Genomic DNA, 20,722 nt, shown 5'->3' with positions numbered 1-20,722 from the left:
AGACAAAGACAGGGCATGGACACGCAATCGCTTAAAGCCTTTTTGGCCGTCGCCAAACACAAGTCCTTCTCCGAAGCCGCAGAAGAACTGTATTTAACCCAACCTGCGGTAAGCAAGCGAGTTTCTACGCTTGAAGAACAGCTTGATACCAGGCTATTTGATCGAGTCGGCAGAAAGGTATCTCTTACTCCGTCTGGCAATGCACTGCTACCTAAAGCCAAGCAGATTCTGCATTTAATCAAATCCACAGAACAGGAACTGCACAACCTTTCTCTGCAAGTCAGCGGCTCATTAGAAATTATTTGCAGTCACCACGTCGGCCTTCATCGACTGCCTCCAATTTTAAAAGCCTATTCGCAACGCTATCCCGATGTAGATTTAAAAATTGAATTTTGGGAATCAGAGAGCGGCTATGAACAAGTACTTCATGGCGACAAAGAGATGGCCTTAATTACACTGGCGCCGACCCCCCATGCCAGCTTAATTAGCAAAGCCATCTGGCACGATCAAATGCATTTTGTTTGCAGTCAGGATCACCCACTAGCCAACACATCAAAATTAACCCTAGAAGACTTAGCAGAGCATAAGGCCATCCTACCCAGCCCGAATACCTTCACGCGTCAGAAGGTTGAAAATCTGTTTTCTGACACACAAGTTAGCCTGGATGTCGTTACTTCCACCAATTATCTGGACACCATCAAGATGATGGTCTCGATTGGCTATGGCTGGAGTGTACTTCCGGAATCCCTGTGTTCAGAACTCCATATCCTTGATCTCGACACCAATATGAGCAGTCGTCAGCTGGGATATGTTATTCACAAACATCACTCTTTAACAAATGCCGCCAAAGCGCTTATTGAGCTACTTGAAGAATTTGAGAGATAAAAAAGCGCCGATCCTAAGATCGGCGCCCTGACACCACTGATTGGCAATTTGGCTTATATTACAAAGGCTCTTTGATAGAGATGCCAAGTAGCATGAGCCAAGAAGGGGAACAAAATAATAAAGCCTACCAAACCAGTGGCAAACCCAACTACTGTACATATCCCTACAATACACGCCCACCCTAGCATGACTCCTTTATTATCAGCGACCGCCTTCAAACTAGCGACACTTGCACTGACAACATCCACAGGCCTATGTACCATCATAGGCAAACCAAACACGGTCACTCCAAATACGATGGCACAGAAAAATGCACCAATAACAGTTCCCACCATTAAGAATGGAATCATCTCCATTATCGTCATAGTTTCAGGCATCAACGCGTGCACTACACTCGCCATTCGCATCCAAAAAATCATTATTAGCATCAAGCCAAAGCCTAACGCCACCACATCAAAGAATGCCCCGGATTTCATCGCCTGAAATGAATGCATTAAAGTAGGCGGTTTACCTTTATTGAGTTGCCGACTCAAATCATAAATTCCGACAGCAAACAAAGGTCCAGCCAACATCGCACCGATAAACAGAGCAAAGAATAAATAAGGCCGATCCGAAACATAGGTCAATGCAACCATGCCGTAGCCAGCCATGACAAACACTAACCCATAGAACAGGCTTACCCATTTGGTGGCTCGAAAATCAATCCACCCATGATGAATGGCTTGCTGAATATCATGCATTGATAGTGGTCTGGCAGCACTAGGAGTTTCAGCCCTAGGCGCTTCTGCCGTTTGTTGTTTTTTAATCACTTGTGGCATATCAGTTCCCCCAAACTTCTACTTGCTACATACTTAAAGCTAGCAGGCGCAAGCACAACTGCTTATTTTTTAATCACCACTTATCGGAAAAGCATCATGAGCCAGCTCTTTTCAAACTCCCAACGATATTTAACCGCACAAGAATTAGCCCAAAAAGCCGGGCAAATTATCATTCATGCTCGAACAAACAATGACTTCACTCAAGAGTATAAAAGTCATCAGGAACTGGTCACATCAACAGATAAACAGGTGGATGAATTCCTAATACATTCTCTGCAACAAGCATTCCCGGAAGATCAGTTTTTAACCGAAGAAAGCTACACGCCTGAGCATTTAGAAACGCTTAATCTATCGAATCCCACCTGGGTCATTGACCCAATAGATGGAACCGTCAACTTTGCACACGGTCATCCCCAAGTTGCTATTTCCATAGCCTTTGTAGAAAGCGATGAAGTGAAATTCGGCATTGTTCATTGCCCTTTTCTTAATGAGACGTTTTACGGCATTAAGGGAGAAGGTGCCTATTTGAATGAACAGAAAATCAGCATTAATGATTGCCTACAACTATCTCAGGCTTTGATTGCAACAGGACTCCCTTACGATAAATCCCAAATAGATAGCCTACTGCCAAATATTTCTTCCGTTATACAACACGCAAGAGATATTAGAAGAAATGGCTCGGCAGCCATCGATCTTTGTTGGGTTGCCTGTGGCCGTTTGCACGCGTATTACGAAACAGTTCAACCCTGGGACATGGCCGCAGGCCGATTAATAGCTAAGGAAGCAGGAGCATATTGCGGCCACTTTGGTACACAAAAGCCCACCAAGCTAATTCCTGATTTATCCAGCAATCAACTATTGATTTGCAGCCCCGGAATACAAACTGCCTTGTCAAATCTTCTTCAATAATCTAGCCCTGCGCATGTACTTTTAGGTATCTACACAGCTCAGAATAAAACTAAAGAAACTCAAACAAGGGCCGACATTTAGACTAAGATTAAACGACTTTACGTCTAACCTTTAGCCCTTACGGTTAGCATTGCCATAGCTTTCCTATTCAGAGCAAGGACATACAACATGTGGTTTGGAAACAAACAAGAATTAGAAGAACTAAAAGGTAAGAACTCTCAGTTATTACAAGAAGTAAACACTCTATCGGTTTCTTGCCAACAAAAAGATGAAGAGATTGAAGCACTCAAACGAGAAGTGAAAGAACTTTCCAAAAAAAGCAACGGAAATGAAATTACTAAACTCATCTCTCATTCAACTCAAGGCATTGATGATGTTCGCCATTCTCTTGCCACGACCAGTGAACGTATGATCTCAGAACGTGAACGTTTAAATGGCTCAAAGCAACTCTTCAATGAAAGCGCTTCACTACTAACCACAACCAAAGAAGCGGTCGCATCTATTCGTGATACCGCGATGGACAGTGTAACCAGCATTCAACAGCTTCGTACCGTCGCAGAACAAATCAGCACCTTTGTGGGCGCCATTAACAACATTTCAGAACAAACCAATTTACTTGCACTGAACGCAGCCATTGAAGCTGCGCGTGCTGGTGAACAAGGTCGAGGCTTTGCCGTTGTAGCTGACGAAGTTCGAGCACTGGCTCAACGTGCTGGAGAAGCCGCTTCAGAAATTTCCAATCTGGTTGAAAACATTGATAAACAAACCAGAGACGTTGATGCAAGAAGCCAACAAATGGCAGAAAAGTGCGAAGACGTTGCAATTAACAACGATCAAATCATTACCTCCGTAAATCAGGTCATCGATATTGCTAAATCGATGCTTACCACCATCGATGGAAGCAGCGAACAGTCCTTTGTTCAGACAGCACTTCTAGACAACATCATTTGGAAATCTAATGTCTATAACCATCTCGCAGGACAATTAAAGCTCTCAGAAAATGATCTCGGCGACCACAGATCTAGTCGTTTAGGCGAGTGGTACTCCCACGGTCTTGGTAATCAAAAGTACAGTCATTTACGCTCCATCCAACGCCTGGAAGAGCCACACCGTCAATTCCATGAACATGGTAAATCCGCGCTTATAGCATCGAAGCAAGGAAACACCAATGAAGCCTTTAACCAAGCTAGAATGATGGAAAGTGCGAGTGACCAAGTACAACGCTGCCTAAATGATTTCCTCAATGAAATAGATTGAGATAACCCTCACTCCACCCAAGGAATCTCTGAGCAGGTCCGCCCTAGTTAAGAGGTTCTCTAGAAATCAGTTACAGCAACCAATTGCTGTAACTGATTTCCTGCCATATCAATACTAATTCATGACATCCCCCTTATTTTCCTTTTAAAAAGAGAGATCAAACTCAATAAACTTGAGAAATAGATCACACCACAGCGTCAATCCTCTGTCACAAACAGTCTAAAAAATAGACTACAAAGAAAATACTCATATAATTGACACTTACGATACAGCAAGGAAGCATCATGCTTAGACATCATAAATTTCGTCCGTATATTCGTCGACTTCATGGAAATGAAGAAGCACATGACTTAATTACTCAAGTCCAATTAAGTTTTTATACAAACCTAATTCAAAACAAAGAAATTTCTAAAGCTTATGTTTTGACTCAACGAGGCTTTTCCGGGCACGTGATTGCAGTATCCAGCAACAAAGAAACCTTGATTCGAAAAGCACTTGAAGCAAACAGTAAAACATCTGATTTTCATAACTGGACTAAAGAAATCCAATCTCAAATCCTTAATGCGCAATCCGATGCAACCAGTACTCCGTTTATAGATCTAAACAACCAATAACATTGAAGCTCTTGAGGACTCAGACTTACAAGTGTAAGCTCAGCCAAAAACAAGAGATAAATAATGTTAGTAATAAGAATTCCGCTCGCTGTATTGTTTTTTCTTCTCATCGCTGCAGTTGGCACCCTTGCTTGCCTTGCACGTCCTTTTAATCCCGACAATACACGCCTTTTTGCCAATATTTACTCCAAATACGGGCTTAAAATTCTAGGCATTAAACTTAAGATCCATAACTTTACACTAAAGCGCTCACACACCGCCGTCTATATTGCTAATCATCAGGATAATCTGGACTTATTTGTCTGCGGGTCGGTCGTGCCATACAGAACCGTAACCATCGGAAAGAAAAGCCTAAAATACCTCCCGCTTTTTGGGCAACTCTATTGGCTCGCCGGGAATATCTTTATTGATCGAAAGAACAGCCAAAAATCAGCTAAAACTTTAGATAGCTCCACTATAGCTCTTCAAAAAAATAACACTTCTATATGGGTGTTTGCCGAAGGCACTCGAAATCGAGGAAAAAACATACTGCCCTTCAAAAGCGGGGCATTTCGCATGGCAATTGAAGCGCAAGTACCAATTATTCCCATCTGTATCAGTAGCTACAAAGAGAACTTAAAACTGAATAAGTTTGTCTCGGGACATGCCAGCATACGAGAACTTGAACCAATCCCAACCCAAGGACTTACATTGGACGATACCAATGAATTGAGAGAAAAATGCTGGCAACTAATGAAAGAGGAGATAGAAAAATTAGATCAGTTAACCTACGCAAAGTAGGAACTGGTCGGAGTAAAAGGATTCGAACCTTCGACCCCCGCCACCCCATGACGGTGCTCTACCAAGCTGAGCTATACTCCGAAAAATTTCGTTCAAAAAGAAAAGGCGCTCGTTTAAACGAACGCCTATGATAGAACTTTCTTTTTAAATTTCAAGAACTAAGCATAAAATAACAATGATACTTATGCTTTCAGTACCTCAAGCACCTCTTCCAACTCAGAGATAGTTTGGCGAATCAGTTGCTTAAAGTTAGTTTCCTCACCTTTGGCATCTTCACCCGCCAAACGTTGACGAGCACCACCAATGGTGAAACCTTGATCGTATAACAGACTACGAATCTGACGAATCATCAGTACATCCTGACGCTGATAATATCGACGATTACGTCGCTTTACTGGCTGCAATTGAGAAAATTCTTGCTCCCAATAGCGCAGTACGTGCGGCTTAACACCGCACAATTCACTTACTTCACCGATCGTAAAGTAGCGTTTCCCTGGAATGACAGGGAGTTCATTATTATGACTGGCTTCCAGCATAGGCTTCTACTTTTGTTTTTAGTTTTTGTCCTGGCCTAAATGTCACAACACGTCGAGCAGAAATAGGAATTTCCTCTCCCGTTTTAGGATTCCGCCCTGGACGTTGACTCTTATCCCTTAAGTCAAAGTTACCAAAACCAGATAACTTTACTTGCTCATTCTCTGAAAGACACTCACGCACCTCCTCAAAGAACATTTCAACAATCTCTTTGGCCTCACGCTTGTTGAGACCAAGCTCTTCAAAAAGGCGCTCGGCCATATCAGCCTTTGTCAGAGCACTCATGCGCTAACTCCTTAGCTTGGCTTGATACTCTTTATCCAGTGCACTTATCACAGATTCAATGCACTGATTAATCTCTTCGTCATTTAGCGTGCGCTCTGGGTGCTGCCAAGTCAAGCCCAACGCAATACTCTTATGACCTTCCTCAATCCCCTTGCCTTGATAAACGTCGAAAATCGACAAAGAATTCATAAATTCGCCTGAATTCTGTTCAATGCACTTCTTAATCTTAGACACATTTACAGATTCATCAACTATGATTGCCAAATCTCTTCGAACTTCAGGGAATTTAGAAATTTCTTTAAATTCAGGTACATTACCGTCAAGAACTAATCCTAGTTCTAGTTCAAAAGCAATTACTGTACCAGGCAAATCTGCCAGTTTTTCGACACTAGGATGAATTACTCCGATATACCCAACAACCTGCTCACCTTTAAGCAGTTTCGCTGTTTGACCTGGGTGAAATGCCGGATTATCAGAACAAGATTCAAAAGAAATATATTGAAGTGCGCCCGTTAATCCAAGTACAGCTTCGATATCACCTTTAACATCAAAGAAATCAACGGAATCCTTAGCTCCATGCCAGCTCTCAGGCAAACGAGAGCCATATACAACACCGGCAATATGATCTACCTGCTTTAATGCATCACCTTCAGGAATAAAGACCTGACCGGTTTCAAACAAACGAACCCGTGATTGCTGACGATTTGCATTATATTGAAGCGCCTTAACCAACCCAGGTAAGATACTTGTGCGCATCACAGCCATATCAGCAGAAATAGGATTCGCCAATGCTTTCGGCTCAATCGCAGGATCAAAAAGTTTCTGAAGCTTAGGCTCAATAAAGCTGTAAGTAATGGCTTCCTGATAACCAGTACTGACTAATTGTGAACGAACAGCTGATAGCGGTGAAACCACTTCAGGTTCTAGCTCCATAATCATATCTGCAGTCGGCAAAGATCTAGGCAGATTGTTATAGCCGTATATGCGACCAACTTCTTCAATCAGATCCTCTTCAATACTGATATCAAAGCGATAGCTTGGCACTTCATATAGCCAGCCAGATTCAGTTTTTTCAGAAACAACCAAACCAAGACGAGTTAAAATCTCTTCGATATCATTATCTGAAATTTTCAATCCCAGAAGAGACTCAACGTTCGAAGAAGCCAACACAACCTTACGCTCAGCAGGAACCTGAGCCTTATCTTCTTCTATAAAAATAGGGCCTGGTTCACCGCCAGCTATCTCTAGAAGTAATTCAGTCGCACGCTCAATGGCTTTTTCTTGAAGCTGGAAATCAACCCCACGCTCGAAGCGATGTGAAGAATCAGTGTGCAAACCATATGAACGAGCCTTACCCGCAATAGCAATCTGATCAAAATAAGCCGATTCAAAAAGAATGTCTTTGGTTTCAGAAGTAACTGAACTCGCTTCGCCCCCCATAACACCGGCCATCGCCAATGCTGAACTTTGATCAGCAATCACCAAAGTTCCTGCAGACAACTCAACCTCTTGACCATCAAGTAACTTAAGCTTTTCACCTTCAGATGACATACGCACTCGAATATCACCATCTAATTTATTTAGGTCGAAAGCATGCATTGGTTGGCCAAGTTCAAGCAGAACATAATTGGTAATGTCTACAATTGGATCAATAGATCGGATACCGCTGCGACGTAGCTTTTCTTCCATCCAAACAGGAGTCGGTGCTTTTACATTTACGTTCTTAACAACACGTCCTGCATATCGTGGACAAGCCGTTGAAGCTTCCAGATTCACTCCTCGTGTTTCTTGATGAACAGCCTCAACTGCATTAATAACAGGTGCCGTAACTTCAGTTCTTGTCAGGGTTCCTACTTCACGAGCTAAACCAGCAATACTTAGACAATCACCACGGTTCGGAGTCAAATCTACATCAATGGCAACATCATCTAAGTTTAAGTATTCGCGGAAACATTGACCAACAGAAGCACTTTCACTCAATTCCATCAAACCATCAGAGCTGTCCGATAACCCCAGCTCTTCTTCAGCACAGCACATACCGAAAGATTCAACACCACGCAACTTGGCTTTCTTGATTTTGAAGTTCCCCGGAAGAACCGCGCCCACTTTTGCTACAGGTATCTTCATTCCCTGTTTTACATTGGGTGCACCACACACAATCTGCTGTGGTTCAGCATCACCCGTATCAACAACACAAACATTTAGCTTATCTGCATCCGGATGACGATCAAAAGAAACAATCTGACCAACGACCACACCTGAAAACTCACCGGCAACAGCTTCATGCCCGTCAACTTCCAAGCCTGCCATCGTTAACTGATGCATCAACTCGGCTGTATCAATGGAAGGATTAACCCACTCTCTCAACCAACTTTCACTGAATTTCATGATAAAACCTTTCTTTAAATTCTTTGCTCTGACATTACCCTAAACCAGGGTTGCTCTTTGATACCGCGAACTAAATAATGATGACTACTTAAACTGATTTAAAAATTTCAAGTCATTTTCAAAGAACATACGTAAGTCATTAACACCATAACGAAGCATTGTTAAACGCTCTACCCCCATACCAAATGCAAAGCCAGAGTATTCCTTCGAGTTAATCCCGGAAGCCTCAAACACTTTAGGATGAACCATGCCACAACCCATCACCTCTAACCATTTGATACTACCATCAGGATTACGTCCCCATTCGATATCAACTTCAGCTGAAGGTTCAGTAAATGGGAAGTAAGAAGGACGGAAACGTACTTCCAAATCACGCTCGAAGAACACCTTAAGGAAATCTTCAATCAAGCTCTTTAAGTCAGCAAAGCTCACTTGCTTATCAACATACAAGCCTTCCACTTGATGGAACATCGGTGTATGCGTCATATCAGAATCACAACGATAAACACGACCAGGGCAAATAATACGAACTGGTGGTTCAGAGGATTCCATAGTACGAACCTGAACTGGCGAAGTATGGGTACGTAGCAGAGTATTCGCATCAAAATAGAAAGTATCATGCATTGCTCGAGCAGGATGATGCCCTGGAATGTTCAAGGCTTCGAAGTTGTGATAATCGTCTTCGATTTCCGGACCTTGTTCTACATGAAAACCAACTTTCGCAAAGAAAGATTCTATTCGCTCTAGTGTACGAGTAACTGGATGAATACTTCCGGTTGCTTGAGCTCGTCCAGGTAAAGTTACATCAATCGTCTCACTCGCCAACTTCTGATTCAATTCTTCATTAGCCAAACATTCTTTACGAACGTTTATTGCTTGCTGAACTTCTTGTTTCGCTTCATTAATTTTGGCACCAGCCAAAGGACGCTCTTCAGCACTTAAAGCACCCAAGCCTTTCAGTAACTGAGTAAGCTCGCCTTTTTTACCTAAATATTGGACACGAATCTGATCTAAAGCCTGGGCATTATCAGACTCTTTAACTGCATTTAACGCCTGCTCTACGAGTGGCTTCAAATTCTCCATGAAAGGTTCCCGTTTTATGAAAAAATTAATGAACTACAAAACTTGATTGAGTCGAGAAAATAGGACGAAATATATTACCTGAGCAGAGCTCAAATTGGTACTGAGAATGACCAAAAGAACGTTAAGAATCCAGCCAAACACCACCAATCAAACATTAAAAAAGGGAGCCTAAGCTCCCTTTTTTACAAGCTGAATCATCAGCAATCAGATAAATCTGATTTTACGCCAATGCAGACTTTGCTTTTTCAACAAGTGCAGTGAATGCAACTTTGTCGTTCACAGCCAAATCAGCAAGAATCTTACGATCAATCTCAACGTTTGACTTTTTAAGGCCAGAGATGAAACGGCTGTAAGAAAGACCATTCAAACGAGCACCAGCGTTGATACGAGCGATCCACAAAGCACGGAATTGACGCTTACGCTGACGACGGTCACGATAAGCATATTGACCAGCTTTGATTACCGCTTGCTTAGCAACACGGAATACACGGCTACGAGCACCGTAGTAACCTTTAGCTTGATTTAAAATCTTTTTATGGCGACGACGCGCCTGAACACCACGTTTTACGCGAGGCATATCTTTACCCTCTACCAGAAATATTGATTAAGGTAATAACTCTGTTAAAGAGTAATTACGCGAAAGGAACCATACGTTGAACCAACTTCAAATCAGACTTTTCAACCTGATGCTTAGGACGAAGTTGACGCTTACGCTTAGTGCTCTTCTTAGTCAAAATATGACTGGTATGAGATTGACGGTGTTTGAAACCGTTAGCAGTCTTTTTAAAGCGCTTAGCTGCACCGCGCTTTGTTTTCATTTTAGGCATTTGGAATAACTCCGCATTTAGCCTCTCCAAAACTAACGACTAAAGCCCCAACAGCAGAACCATTAGGACTTTTTGAAACCAGTAATGGAGGCTTAGTCAAAATATGAAACAAACACTATTCACTAAGTAATGAAGGACTCAGTAAATTAGACCGTTTATTTCTTCTTCTTAGGGGCTAAGACCATCGTCATTTGACGACCTTCCATCTTAGGGCGCTGCTCGACTGTGCCATATTCTTCAAGATCTTTTTCAAGTCTTAACATCAATTGCATGCCGATGTCCTGGTGCGCCATTTCGCGACCTCGATATCTGAGAGATATCTTGGCTTTGTCCCCTTTTTCAAGGAAACGTACCAGGTTGCGTAGTTTTACCTGATAATCCCCTTCTTCAGTGCCAGGACGGAACTTCATTTCCTTAAGCTGCGTCTGTTGCTGCTTTTTCTTCGCTGCTTTTTGACGCTGCTTATCTTCGTACAACTTCTTACCGTAATCCATGACCTTACATACGATCGGATCACCATCGGAAATCTGTACTAAATCTAGTTCGGCTTCAGATGCTGCATTCAACGCCTCATTAATTGAGACCACACCAACCTGCTCACCGTCTGCTCCAATTAGTCGAACTTCTTTCGCGCGGATATTTTCATTGATAGGAGCTTGCTGTTCTTTACCGCCACGTGCTCTTGGATTTCTAATTGCTTTATCTCCAGTTATTGCTTACGTCCACGCTCTGCAATCTTTTCATTTAGAAGATTTTCAAAGGCTTCAACAGACATTACACCTAAGTCTTCACCATTGAGAGCACGAACCGCCACCTCTCCATTTTCCATCTCCTTATCACCTACAACTATCTGATAAGGAACCTTCTGTAGAGTGTGCTCGCGGATTTTAAAGCCGATCTTCTCATTTCTCAAGTCCGCATTCACTCTAAACCCTTTTTCTGTCAATTTTTGTGCTAAATTCTGCACATATTCTGACTGACGATCAGTGATATTCATCAAAACCGCCTGAACCGGGGCCAACCACACAGGGAATTTTCCTTCATAGTGCTCAATCAAAATCCCGATGAAGCGCTCGAATGAACCAAGAATAGCACGATGTAACATCACCGGTGTTTTTCTTTCACCTTGCTCATCCACATACTCCGCACCTAAACGACCAGGCATCGAGAAATCAACCTGAATCGTACCGCATTGCCACACTCGACCTAAACAGTCTTTTAATGAGAACTCAATTTTCGGGCCATAAAAAGCACCCTCACCTGGCAACTCTTCCCAAGGCAACTCTTTCGCATCCAGAGCTTCGGCCAATGCTTTTTCGGCTTTATCCCAAATCTCATCAGAACCTACACGCTTCTCAGGACGAGTTGAAAGCTTATAAATCAACTCTTCAAAACCAAAGTCATCATAAACTTCATGAAGGAAATCAATAAATTCAGACACCTCAGTTTGGATTGCATCTTCACTAACAAAGATATGAGCATCATCCTGAACAAAGCCACGAACACGCATAATCCCATGCAATGCACCAGACGGCTCATTTCGATGGCACGAACCAAACTCCGCTATACGCAAAGGTAAATCACGGTAGCTCTTAAGCCCCTGATTATAAACCTGAACATGGCAAGGACAGTTCATTGGCTTAATCGCATAATCACGATTTTCAGAGCCCGTTGTAAACATATCTTCTTTAAACTTATCCCAATGACCAGACTTCTCCCAAAGAGAGCGATCTACAACTTGTGGCGTCTTAACCTCTTGGTAACCACGCTCACGCTGCATTTGACGCATATATTGCTCTAGCTCTTGGTATAAAGCCCAACCATTTGGATGCCAAAACACCATACCTGGCGCTTCTTCCTGCATATGGAACAAGTCTAATTTTTTTGCCAACTTGCGGTGATCACGCTTTTCCGCTTCTTCAATACGCTGAATATAAGCCTTGAGCGCCTTTTTATCCGCCCAAGCTGTACCGTAAATACGTGTCAACATTTTATTGTTACTATCCGCTCGCCAATAAGCACCTGCAAGCTTAGTTAACTTAAATGCTTTTAAGAAACGCGTATTTGGGACATGTGGCCCTCGACACATATCAACGTATTCTTCATGATGATACAGACCAACCTGTTTTACCGAGTCGTCCATCCCATCAATAATTTCCATCTTGTAGCTTTCACCACGAGATTCAAACAATGCACGCGCTTCTGACACCGGCGTCCACTTTTTAACTACGTCGTAATTTTTAGCGATAAGATCTTGCATACGCTTCTCAAGCGAGACCAAATCTTCCGGTGTAAAGGATTCGTCAGTTTCGATGTCGTAATAGAAACCATCCTCAATCACTGGCCCAATAGCCATTTTCACATCCGGACGCAATTGTTTAATCGCATGACCGATCAAGTGCGCACAAGAGTGACGAATAATTTCCACGCCTTCCTGATCTTTAGCTGTAATAATCTGAAGCTCAGCATCTTCCGTAATGGTTTCACAAGCATCTTGAAGCTCACCATTAATACGACCTGCGATGGTCGCCTTAGCTAAACCCGGGCCAATATCCTCAGCCACTTGCATAATAGTTACTGCTTGATCAAAAGAACGCTGACTGCCGTCAGGAAGGGTAATAACAGGCACAATGATTTCCTCTTCAGTGGTGGCCCATACCAAAGGCCACATGAATAAATTATTTAAACTCAATTAGAAAAGCGAACCATGCTAAGTTCGAGACCTAGAGGTGTCAACAGGTAAAGAAAAATAATAGAAGAAAAATTGGTAGTCCCGACCAGATTCGAACTGGTGACCTCTACCATGTCAAGGTAGCGCTCTAACCAACTGAGCTACGGGACTTTAATCTGACATCAACGAAATAATTTAAGAAGAGATCCAACCTAAGCTGGACAATAACAACGAACTCTTCGTCGATGCGCAGGCATTATATGGAGATCTTCATATAATGCAAGCCATCAATTTAATCGCAACGAAAAATCGTTTTACTCAATAAGAATTTGCTGCTTCAAACGAACCATTTCATCCCTGATCTGAGCCGCACGCTCAAACTCCAGCCCTTTCGCAGCCTTATACATTTCATCTTCCAAGCGGACGATTTGTTTTTGTATTTCTCCTGGCGTCATAGATTCAAGCGGTACCTGATAGTCTTTTTGAGGCTCAGCCACTTTTCGAGCCTTCTGCCTTCCTCTAGCCCCAGGAACAGCTCCCTCCATGATATCGGTAATTTTCTTATCCAGTCCTTTAGGAACAATGCCATTCTCTTCATTAAATTTCTGCTGTTTAGCCCGACGGCGCTGCGTTTCATCAATAGCCCGTTTCATAGAGCCAGTTTCTCTATCCGCATACAAGATAGCTTTACCACTCACATTACGAGCTGCCCGTCCGATCGTTTGGATCAAAGAACGATCGGATCGCAAAAAGCCTTCTTTATCCGCATCAAGAATAGCCACAAGAGAAACTTCCGGCATATCCAAGCCTTCTCTTAACAGGTTAATCCCCACCAAGACATCAAACTCACCAAGTCGGAGATCACGAATAATCTCTACACGCTCTACCGTATCAATATCTGAATGCAGATACCGAACCCGTACTCCATGATCCAACAAATAATCCGTTAAATCTTCTGCCATCCGCTTCGTTAGCACGGTTGCCAACACTCGCTCATCTCGATTTGCACGTTGACGTATTTCAGAAAGCAGATCATCAACCTGAGAGGATGCAGGTCTGACCTCAATTTCAGGATCCAAAAGGCCAGTTGGTCGCACCACTTGCTCCACCACCTGAGCCGCATGTTCTTCTTCATATTGAGCTGGCGTAGCAGACACAAACACCATTTGAGGCGCAATTCGCTCCCACTCATCAAATCGCATCGGACGATTATCCAGAGCGGAAGGCAACCTGAAGCCATATTCAACCAAGGTTTCCTTACGGCTTCTATCGCCCTTATACATTGCCCCAAGCTGAGGCACCGTGACATGCGACTCGTCAATAAACAACACCGCTTCAGGCGGAATATAATCAAACAAAGTAGGAGGTGCTTGCCCCGGATCACGCTTGGACAAATAGCGAGAATAATTTTCGATTCCAGTGCAGTACCCTAATTCCTGCATCATTTCTAAATCATAACGGGTACGCTGCTCCAATCTCTGAGCCTCTACTAACTTATTATTTTCTCTAAGCTGCTGAAGACGCTCATCGAGCTCAAACTTAATCTTATCAATTGCCTCAAGAATAGTTTCACGTGGCGTTACATAGTGGGTTTTAGGGTAGATGGTTACTCTTGGTACTTTATTAAGTATTTCACCAGTCAAAGGATCAAACCAACTGATCTGCTCTATTTCATCATCAAAGAGTTCAATTCGAACCGCTTCTTTTTCGGACTCAGCTGGAAAGACATCAATTACATCACCACGAACTCGATAAGTCGCTCGACGAAAATCAGCATCATTACGTGTATACTGTAATTCTGCCAAACGCCTAAGAATCTTACGCTGATCAATCCGATCACCACGAACCAAATGCAACATCATCCCTAGGTAAGATTTAGGATCGCCCAAACCATAGATCGACGAGACCGTTGCGACAATAATACAATCCTTTCGCTCTAATAAGGCCTTTGTTGCAGATAAACGCATTTGCTCAATATGCTCATTAACCGAAGCATCTTTATCAATAAAAGTATCGGAACTTGGAACATAGGCTTCTGGCTGGTAGTAATCATAATAAGAAACAAAATACTCGACAGAGTTATTCGGAAAAAAGTCTTTAAATTCACCGTATAACTGAGCCGCCAACGTCTTGTTATGAGCCAGAACAATCGCAGGCCGCTGAAGCTGAGAAATAACATTGGCCATCGTAAAGGTTTTACCCGATCCAGTAACACCCAACAAGGTTTGATGAACTAACCCCGCCTGAATCCCCTTAACCAAAGACTCAATCGCTTGAGGCTGATCTCCAGCAGGCTTGTATTTGGAGACAACCTCAATCGACTTATCACTTTTAGACTTTTGTTCTCGACTCGACATAAAACTTCCAAAAATTCACTTACAAACCATAAATATGTTGATAAAAATACAGACAACTATCACTAGAATTCTATTCACGATAAACCGTTTTTAATGTATCATTTTCGCCGTTTATCTGCAGGCTGGCAATCATATTCCAAAATACGTAATTAGATTGGACATTATGACTTAATAGGTTCCTGCTAGTATTTTTCATACGGCCTAATGCAAGAGGATTTTAGATTGGACGTACAACTGTCGGACCGCGTACAACAAATCAAACCATCTCCTACCTTGGCAGTGACTAATCGTGCTGCTGAATTGCGAGCTGCTGGTAAAGATATTATTGGCTTGGGTGCCGGTGAACCGGACTTTGACACCCCGGAACACATCAAGCAAGCGGCTATTGATGCTATCAATAAGGGTCATACGAAATACACAGCTGTCGACGGTACTCCTTCGCTCAAGAAAGCAATTATTGAAAAATTCAAAAACGATAATAAGCTTACCTACGAAGCGAACCAAATCTTAGTCTCTTGCGGCGGAAAGCAAAGTTTCTTTAATCTTGCTTTAGCCCTACTCAACAAAGGGGACGAAGTTATTATTCCTGCACCATACTGGGTATCCTATCCAGACATGGTACGCATGGCGGAAGGCGAACCCGTTATCGTAGAAACCACCATTGATTCTCGATTTAAAATAACCGCAGAACAACTGAAATCCGCCATTACGGACAAGACTCGTTTATTTGTAATTAATAGCCCGTCTAACCCAACAGGTGTTGCGTATACAAAAGCGGAATTAAAAGCGATTGCAGACGTACTTCTTCAGCATCCTGATGTTATGATTGCTACCGACGACATGTATGAGCACATCATGTGGAACGAAGAAGGCTTTAATAACATTCTTAATGTATGCCCAGAGCTATACGATAGAACCATCGTATTAAATGGTGTATCCAAAGCCTATTCCATGACAGGATGGAGAATTGGTTATGCTGGCGGACCAGCAAAACTGATTGGCGCAATGAAGAAAATTCAATCTCAGAGCACCAGCAACCCAACATCAATAGCTCAATTCGCTGCTGAAGCTGCATTAGCAGGCGATCAAGAATGCGTTTCTCAAATGGTTCGCGAATTTAAAAAGCGCCATGACTTTATCGTCTCCGCTTTAAACGAGATTGACGGCATTGAATGCATTCAAGGTGATGGAACCTTCTATGTGTTCCCAAGCGCACAAGCGATCATCAATAACTCAAGTAAATTCTCAAACGACGTAGAGTTTGCAGAATATCTGCTTAATGAAGCAGGTGTAGCCGTTGTTCCAGGCTCAGCATTTGGCAGTCCAGGCAATATGAGACTGTCTTTTGCCACCAGCATGGACATCCTTCAAGATGCAGTTTCCAGAATTAAAAAAGCAGTAGAATCACTATAACCTTAATCATTAAGATCCTACCTCAATTATTTCATATAAAACGGGCTTTATGCCCGTTTTTTTATTAGCCTGATGAAACTTTTTTGATAAAAAAACTTCAAAACCCAAGATAATTTGACACCTCCTTTATATTCAGAAATTATTATCTATAATGTTAATCACTCATCTTAACTACGTAGGAACGTAATTAAATGTCTATAAATTTCAATGAATACAGTCTTGAAGATTTAAAGCAAATTCAAAAAGATTTAGAAAAGGCAATTAAGAGCAAAGCGTCTGAAGCTAAAAAAACTGCTCTACAACAAATCCACAACATCGCTAACGAGCATGGTTTGGATTTAGATGAAGTATTAGACGGCCTTAAAAATCCATCTAAGAAAAAAGGCAAAGTTGCACCTAAATATAAGAACCCACAAAATCCGCAAGAAACATGGACAGGCCGAGGAAGAAAGCCTAAGTGGGTAGAACAAGCTCTTTCTAGCGGAAAAACACTGGGAAGCCTTGAAATCTAGAAATTTAGAATGCGCCTTCTCAAGTCTATAAGTATCTAGATATAAAAAAGCTCCTGTCGGAGCTTTTTTATTTTCAAGCTTATTTAGAAAGGCCAATACCACCTAGAACCGTCGTCCTTTTGAGCTTGTAACTCTTCAAACTTCTCAGGCTCATGATATTCCATCTTATAAGTTAAAAAGCGACCACTATGGTCATCAAACTTAGTAGTCAATAAATCTCGATAAGCCAGCTCCTCCGGAATCAGAAATAAAGCACCATCACCTACCGGCTCCTCTTCACTCACCTCTTTATCCATAGGAGGAGGCGTTAACTCTGAATACCTTAGGAAATAGGTATTTCCAGCCTTAAGGTTTACTGTGAAGTCCGAAATAATTCTCAAACTAAAGTGATTTGTTCCTTCCAGGCCTAACAATGGACGACGAATAACTATATGACGCTTACCCGGCTCAACTTCAAACCAATAGTGAGCATTATTTTTAATACCAAACTCTCTTTCGTCATCAATGTATACACTTGGTGATTCGATTTCCTCGGAAGCCCACTTAGAATCCGGACGATAGATCACTAATAACGCATTGCGCTCCATATCCACATCTTCAGGCAGAGAGTACTCAGGTCCATTAACAGGATGAAGCCATGACCCAGGAATACTCTTTCCTAAGGACTGGTAAATCCGACAACCTTGCAGACCAAACAGAGAAATTAGAATTAATGAAGCTATTAAACTTTTCACTAGTCTTTTCGACATAACATAATCCTAGCTATGCTTTTATTGTTATTCTGAGCAGAACTATAGCAACGAATACCAACTAAAAGAATGGGGTTTGGCAGGTTTATGGATTTTGTTCACACTTTTCAGGGTAAAATGCTATCCTTGATTGAGTTTTGTACAGATTTCAATACCATATGACTTAAATTAACAATAATAAAACTAACGACCTGACGGGGCTAAATCATGCCTTCAACACTCAGCAGATTTTTACGACTTGCTTTGACAGCATCTCTAGGTGTTACAACACTTTCAAGTGCAATAGCAGCTGATACCACAAAACTATCCAAGGAAAAGCAGGACGAGCTTAATAAATTGATTGCTGAAGCGGTCAAACAAGCCGGCATAGAATTGGATGATGAAGAATTAACCATTGTTATTGTTAAAAAGCCTGGCAAAGACACAGACACTTCTGACAACGACGAAACAAGCACTCTTGTTATAGGTGACACAGCCTCTGAAGGGACGATATCTAACCAAGTAAGTGACGAAGCAGTCGCTCAGAAAGAAGTTCCAGTCTCTCAGCAGGAAAACATCATTACAGTTCAAACCCAAGAGCCAAGTAACGAATCAAGCTCGCAAATCAAACAAGAGAAGTTTGTTAGTTCTTCGGAGGTAACAACTGAGAAGCCCGACAAAGTTGCTACCGCTTCTTCAGAGCCATCTAATAAGAGCGATGATTCTGAACCCCCCCTTGTTGTAGCTCCTGCTGTAATAGAAGAAAGCAATAAAGCACAACTAACCACTTCTTCTGAGACACCAGCCCTCTCCAAGCCTTCAGCATCTCAAGAAACATTAACCACAAACATTTCAGATCCTATCGAATCTGAAAATATTGCAAATATTAATGACGAAAGTACTAAGCCAGAGTCGAAAGAGCTGCTTTCTGACACATTGAAACCGTCAAACTCGGTTTCAGAGCCTTCGTCCCCCAACGATATTGCAACGCTTCAGTCCAACACCGAACGCACATCAGAACAATCAATAGAAGCCACTGCACCAGAGACCACGGTTAAAGATACTTCAACATTTAATGACGAATATTATGGGAACTACATTCCTCCTCAAAAAAGAATGGATACCTACTACAGCTCCGACATCATGGAAGCTATTAATGCCAAGAATACATCATCTACTGATCTTCAAGCTCTGGAAGGCCAAGTTGCATCGTTAAACTTATCCATGATGGCCAGTGATGAAATGTCAGATTTGGTTGTTGAAGGGGCACTAGACTCAACAGCGGCTGGCGGAGTAAGTACAACTACGTTAAAAACCGCTGTAGTTGTACCAGATGCAGGCGAAATCGAAGATCTCGACAAAGGTCCTGATGACCAAGACTCAGAAGAGTTGAAAGAAGCATTGAATAAAAGAGACTTAAATAAGAGAGTCAAAGAAGCTCTTGAACTTCTAAGTCAAAGTAAAAATAGAGGTAATTCAACAGGTACAGCGTCCGCCGGTACCCTTACCGCTACGAATATAAATGTAACCGCAACCATTGATTCAAGACAAACACAAAATGCATTATCAACTCATAGATCTAACCTAAGAAACTCTAACTTTTAAGTAATAGAAAGAACGCTTTCAAAGGCTCGCTGATATCGTATATCTCGAGCTTTCTTCCCTATTTTCAAAATCATCAAATCACTCTTAAGAGCTTGACAAGAACCGAGTAGACCATCCTCCTTTAAAACACTTACAATTAGCTGTCCCACCTTTTTAATAAATAATTCAACAGTAAAATCAGGTGTAACCGAGTTCTCCGTCAAACTCAAATTTACACGTTTCTCACAGGAGAGCATAGCCTCATAACATAATGAAACCTCCCCAAGAAACTCAGAAGTAGCCGCGCCCTTAATCTCAGACTTCAATATTAGACGCGTAAGAAATCCCAATAAGGAAATAGAAACATAAAAATCTTCTATAAGCCGGAAGGGCTTTACATATTCGATATAGCCATCGTCTTTTGATACATTTTCATTTAAGACCTCGACACAACTGAAACTTGCTCTCGACTTTTTTAAACCACTCAATATTGGAAGCTTAAAATCATCAAGCACAACATTTTCTGCGTATATTGGTAACTTACACACCCGACAAGCACCTAAGTTATTCTTTTCAGCATTACCAAGATTAGCCGCCACTAATAAGGCATCGATTTGATCTGATGCGGTTACAAAGTCCTTCCTACCAGACAAGTGCCACTGCTCATTTTTCCACTCTAATATGGTTACCCAATCAGCTGGTTTTGAACTTTTATTTTCATTCACCACAAACGCAGCAATTTCATTATTTAATAATGGAGAAAATAACTTCTGGATAGCCATCTGATAACCAACCCAAAAGGCAGACGAAGCGTCTTTACTAGAGGCACCCGCCATAAATACCCGCCTCGACATCGCGCCATTTAAGGAACATTTAACTATTTCCTGAATCCATTCAGTCTGCATAGATACACTCTGATTCTTAGATAATGCATCTGATAATTTTTCCCACATAGTTAATTCACCATCTTTTAGTCCATCAACAAAGCCGTCTTACTAATAAACATCCGCTTTGTTTCAACAAACAGAGCCCCTGTAATAAATCTGAAACACAGCCTCTTTAGCCTATAGCCAATCT

Annotated in this window: 20 protein-coding genes and 2 tRNA genes; 8 read left to right on the top strand and 14 right to left on the bottom strand. The window is 42.0% G+C overall.

The features are described from left to right. The first annotated feature begins 15 nt into the window (after positions 1 to 15). Positions 16 to 885: a LysR family transcriptional regulator gene (locus tag ACFOEK_RS01665; RefSeq protein WP_386715187.1), complete on the top strand. Its 870-nt coding sequence runs from the start codon at positions 16 to 18 to the stop codon at positions 883 to 885. 53 nt (positions 886 to 938) lie between these two features. On the opposite strand, the gene ACFOEK_RS01660 is transcribed toward ACFOEK_RS01665, so the two are convergent. Next, positions 939 to 1,703, bottom strand: a complete 765-nt coding sequence (locus ACFOEK_RS01660) for a DUF2189 domain-containing protein (protein ID WP_386715184.1) — start codon at positions 1,701 to 1,703, stop codon at positions 939 to 941. Between the two features lie 96 nt (positions 1,704 to 1,799). Here ACFOEK_RS01660 and ACFOEK_RS01655 point away from each other — a divergent pair, with 96 nt between their 5' ends. The 4 genes from ACFOEK_RS01655 to ACFOEK_RS01640 all read left to right on the top strand — a co-directional run bounded on the left by ACFOEK_RS01655 (position 1,800) and on the right by ACFOEK_RS01640 (position 5,263). Further along, positions 1,800 to 2,612: an inositol monophosphatase family protein gene (locus ACFOEK_RS01655; RefSeq protein ID WP_386715181.1), complete on the top strand. Its 813-nt coding sequence runs from the start codon at positions 1,800 to 1,802 to the stop codon at positions 2,610 to 2,612. A 168-nt stretch (positions 2,613 to 2,780) separates the two neighbouring features. Further along, positions 2,781 to 3,869, top strand: a complete 1,089-nt coding sequence (locus ACFOEK_RS01650; RefSeq protein ID WP_386715178.1) for a methyl-accepting chemotaxis protein — start codon at positions 2,781 to 2,783, stop codon at positions 3,867 to 3,869. Between the two features lie 284 nt (positions 3,870 to 4,153). Continuing rightward, on the top strand, positions 4,154 to 4,483 hold the full coding sequence (locus tag ACFOEK_RS01645) for a hypothetical protein (RefSeq protein ID WP_386715175.1): 330 nt from the start codon (positions 4,154 to 4,156) through the stop codon (positions 4,481 to 4,483). A gap of 63 nt (positions 4,484 to 4,546) precedes the next feature. After that, complete coding sequence (locus tag ACFOEK_RS01640) at positions 4,547 to 5,263, top strand: 1-acylglycerol-3-phosphate O-acyltransferase (protein WP_386715173.1); 717 nt, start codon at positions 4,547 to 4,549, stop codon at positions 5,261 to 5,263. 4 nt (positions 5,264 to 5,267) lie between these two features. Here ACFOEK_RS01640 and ACFOEK_RS01635 read toward each other — a convergent pair. From ACFOEK_RS01635 to uvrB, 11 genes are all read right to left on the bottom strand, one after another. Next, positions 5,268 to 5,344: transfer RNA gene (locus tag ACFOEK_RS01635), tRNA-Pro, on the bottom strand. A gap of 101 nt (positions 5,345 to 5,445) precedes the next feature. Then, positions 5,446 to 5,799, bottom strand: coding sequence for a MerR family transcriptional regulator (locus ACFOEK_RS01630; RefSeq protein WP_386715171.1), 354 nt, complete (start codon positions 5,797 to 5,799; stop codon positions 5,446 to 5,448). Continuing rightward, complete coding sequence (gene ihfA, locus ACFOEK_RS01625; RefSeq protein WP_284380390.1) at positions 5,780 to 6,082, bottom strand: integration host factor subunit alpha; 303 nt, start codon at positions 6,080 to 6,082, stop codon at positions 5,780 to 5,782. The genes ACFOEK_RS01630 and ihfA overlap by 20 nt, the downstream gene beginning before the upstream one ends. 3 nt (positions 6,083 to 6,085) lie before the next feature. Next, positions 6,086 to 8,470, bottom strand: coding sequence for a phenylalanine--tRNA ligase subunit beta (gene pheT, locus ACFOEK_RS01620; RefSeq protein WP_386715168.1), 2,385 nt, complete (start codon positions 8,468 to 8,470; stop codon positions 6,086 to 6,088). Between the two features lie 84 nt (positions 8,471 to 8,554). Continuing rightward, positions 8,555 to 9,553, bottom strand: a complete 999-nt coding sequence (gene pheS / locus ACFOEK_RS01615; RefSeq protein ID WP_386715165.1) for a phenylalanine--tRNA ligase subunit alpha — start codon at positions 9,551 to 9,553, stop codon at positions 8,555 to 8,557. Positions 9,554 to 9,773: 220 nt separating this feature from the next. Then, on the bottom strand, positions 9,774 to 10,130 hold the full coding sequence (gene rplT, locus ACFOEK_RS01610) for a 50S ribosomal protein L20 (RefSeq protein ID WP_386715162.1): 357 nt from the start codon (positions 10,128 to 10,130) through the stop codon (positions 9,774 to 9,776). Between the two features lie 55 nt (positions 10,131 to 10,185). Next, on the bottom strand, positions 10,186 to 10,380 hold the full coding sequence (gene rpmI / locus ACFOEK_RS01605) for a 50S ribosomal protein L35 (RefSeq protein ID WP_284380394.1): 195 nt from the start codon (positions 10,378 to 10,380) through the stop codon (positions 10,186 to 10,188). Positions 10,381 to 10,535: 155 nt separating this feature from the next. Next, positions 10,536 to 11,075 carry a translation initiation factor IF-3 gene (gene infC, locus ACFOEK_RS01600; RefSeq protein WP_386715263.1) on the bottom strand — a complete coding sequence of 180 codons (540 nt, stop codon included), beginning with the start codon at positions 11,073 to 11,075 and terminating at the stop codon, positions 10,536 to 10,538. Positions 11,076 to 11,089: 14 nt separating this feature from the next. Then, positions 11,090 to 13,009, bottom strand: coding sequence for a threonine--tRNA ligase (gene thrS / locus ACFOEK_RS01595; RefSeq protein WP_386715158.1), 1,920 nt, complete (start codon positions 13,007 to 13,009; stop codon positions 11,090 to 11,092). Positions 13,010 to 13,145: 136 nt separating this feature from the next. Further along, a tRNA-Val gene (locus ACFOEK_RS01590) sits at positions 13,146 to 13,222 on the bottom strand. 143 nt (positions 13,223 to 13,365) lie between these two features. Then, positions 13,366 to 15,408: an excinuclease ABC subunit UvrB gene (gene uvrB, locus ACFOEK_RS01585; protein ID WP_386715155.1), complete on the bottom strand. Its 2,043-nt coding sequence runs from the start codon at positions 15,406 to 15,408 to the stop codon at positions 13,366 to 13,368. A gap of 222 nt (positions 15,409 to 15,630) precedes the next feature. Here uvrB and ACFOEK_RS01580 point away from each other — a divergent pair, with 222 nt between their 5' ends. Together ACFOEK_RS01580 and ACFOEK_RS01575 are read left to right on the top strand one after the other, a co-directional pair. Continuing rightward, positions 15,631 to 16,821, top strand: a complete 1,191-nt coding sequence (locus ACFOEK_RS01580) for a pyridoxal phosphate-dependent aminotransferase (protein ID WP_386715152.1) — start codon at positions 15,631 to 15,633, stop codon at positions 16,819 to 16,821. A 191-nt stretch (positions 16,822 to 17,012) separates the two neighbouring features. Continuing rightward, positions 17,013 to 17,333 carry an H-NS histone family protein gene (locus ACFOEK_RS01575; protein ID WP_386715149.1) on the top strand — a complete coding sequence of 107 codons (321 nt, stop codon included), beginning with the start codon at positions 17,013 to 17,015 and terminating at the stop codon, positions 17,331 to 17,333. Between the two features lie 83 nt (positions 17,334 to 17,416). On the opposite strand, the gene ACFOEK_RS01570 is transcribed toward ACFOEK_RS01575, so the two are convergent. Beyond that, a complete protein-coding gene (locus ACFOEK_RS01570) occupies positions 17,417 to 18,082 on the bottom strand; it encodes a DUF2846 domain-containing protein (RefSeq protein ID WP_386715146.1) in 666 nt (221 codons plus the stop codon). Positions 18,083 to 18,289: 207 nt separating this feature from the next. On the opposite strand from ACFOEK_RS01570, the gene ACFOEK_RS01565 reads away from it, so the two are divergent. Next, positions 18,290 to 19,666 carry a hypothetical protein gene (locus ACFOEK_RS01565; RefSeq protein WP_386715143.1) on the top strand — a complete coding sequence of 459 codons (1,377 nt, stop codon included), beginning with the start codon at positions 18,290 to 18,292 and terminating at the stop codon, positions 19,664 to 19,666. Here ACFOEK_RS01565 and ACFOEK_RS01560 read toward each other — a convergent pair. Further along, positions 19,663 to 20,598 carry a hypothetical protein gene (locus ACFOEK_RS01560; protein ID WP_386715141.1) on the bottom strand — a complete coding sequence of 312 codons (936 nt, stop codon included), beginning with the start codon at positions 20,596 to 20,598 and terminating at the stop codon, positions 19,663 to 19,665. The genes ACFOEK_RS01565 and ACFOEK_RS01560 overlap by 4 nt on opposite strands. Between the last annotated feature and the right edge of the window lie 124 nt (positions 20,599 to 20,722).

It is taken from the genome of Litoribrevibacter euphylliae, from assembly GCF_042646085.1.
Lineage (GTDB): Bacteria > Pseudomonadota > Gammaproteobacteria > Pseudomonadales > Litoribrevibacteraceae > Litoribrevibacter > Litoribrevibacter euphylliae.
The sequence above is the reverse complement of the archived record's forward strand: the minus strand, read 5'-3'. Positions and strand labels throughout refer to the sequence as shown.

What these genes read in the sequence shown, in the direction of transcription:
- ACFOEK_RS01665 (WP_386715187.1), top strand. Translation starts at nt 16, where the DNA reads ATGGACACGCAATCGCTTAAAGCCTTTTTGGCCGTCGCCAAACACAAG.
- ACFOEK_RS01660 (WP_386715184.1), bottom strand. Translation starts at nt 1,703, where the DNA reads ATGCCACAAGTGATTAAAAAACAACAAACGGCAGAAGCGCCTAGGGCT.
- ACFOEK_RS01655 (WP_386715181.1), top strand. Translation starts at nt 1,800, where the DNA reads ATGAGCCAGCTCTTTTCAAACTCCCAACGATATTTAACCGCACAAGAA.
- ACFOEK_RS01650 (WP_386715178.1), top strand. Translation starts at nt 2,781, where the DNA reads ATGTGGTTTGGAAACAAACAAGAATTAGAAGAACTAAAAGGTAAGAAC.
- ACFOEK_RS01645 (WP_386715175.1), top strand. Translation starts at nt 4,154, where the DNA reads ATGCTTAGACATCATAAATTTCGTCCGTATATTCGTCGACTTCATGGA.
- ACFOEK_RS01640 (WP_386715173.1), top strand. Translation starts at nt 4,547, where the DNA reads ATGTTAGTAATAAGAATTCCGCTCGCTGTATTGTTTTTTCTTCTCATC.
- ACFOEK_RS01630 (WP_386715171.1), bottom strand. Translation starts at nt 5,799, where the DNA reads ATGCTGGAAGCCAGTCATAATAATGAACTCCCTGTCATTCCAGGGAAA.
- ihfA (WP_284380390.1), bottom strand. Translation starts at nt 6,082, where the DNA reads ATGAGTGCTCTGACAAAGGCTGATATGGCCGAGCGCCTTTTTGAAGAG.
- pheT (WP_386715168.1), bottom strand. Translation starts at nt 8,470, where the DNA reads ATGAAATTCAGTGAAAGTTGGTTGAGAGAGTGGGTTAATCCTTCCATT.
- pheS (WP_386715165.1), bottom strand. Translation starts at nt 9,553, where the DNA reads ATGGAGAATTTGAAGCCACTCGTAGAGCAGGCGTTAAATGCAGTTAAA.
- rplT (WP_386715162.1), bottom strand. Translation starts at nt 10,130, where the DNA reads ATGCCTCGCGTAAAACGTGGTGTTCAGGCGCGTCGTCGCCATAAAAAG.
- rpmI (WP_284380394.1), bottom strand. Translation starts at nt 10,380, where the DNA reads ATGCCTAAAATGAAAACAAAGCGCGGTGCAGCTAAGCGCTTTAAAAAG.
- uvrB (WP_386715155.1), bottom strand. Translation starts at nt 15,408, where the DNA reads ATGTCGAGTCGAGAACAAAAGTCTAAAAGTGATAAGTCGATTGAGGTT.
- ACFOEK_RS01575 (WP_386715149.1), top strand. Translation starts at nt 17,013, where the DNA reads ATGTCTATAAATTTCAATGAATACAGTCTTGAAGATTTAAAGCAAATT.
- ACFOEK_RS01570 (WP_386715146.1), bottom strand. Translation starts at nt 18,082, where the DNA reads ATGTCGAAAAGACTAGTGAAAAGTTTAATAGCTTCATTAATTCTAATT.
- ACFOEK_RS01565 (WP_386715143.1), top strand. Translation starts at nt 18,290, where the DNA reads ATGCCTTCAACACTCAGCAGATTTTTACGACTTGCTTTGACAGCATCT.
- ACFOEK_RS01560 (WP_386715141.1), bottom strand. Translation starts at nt 20,598, where the DNA reads ATGTGGGAAAAATTATCAGATGCATTATCTAAGAATCAGAGTGTATCT.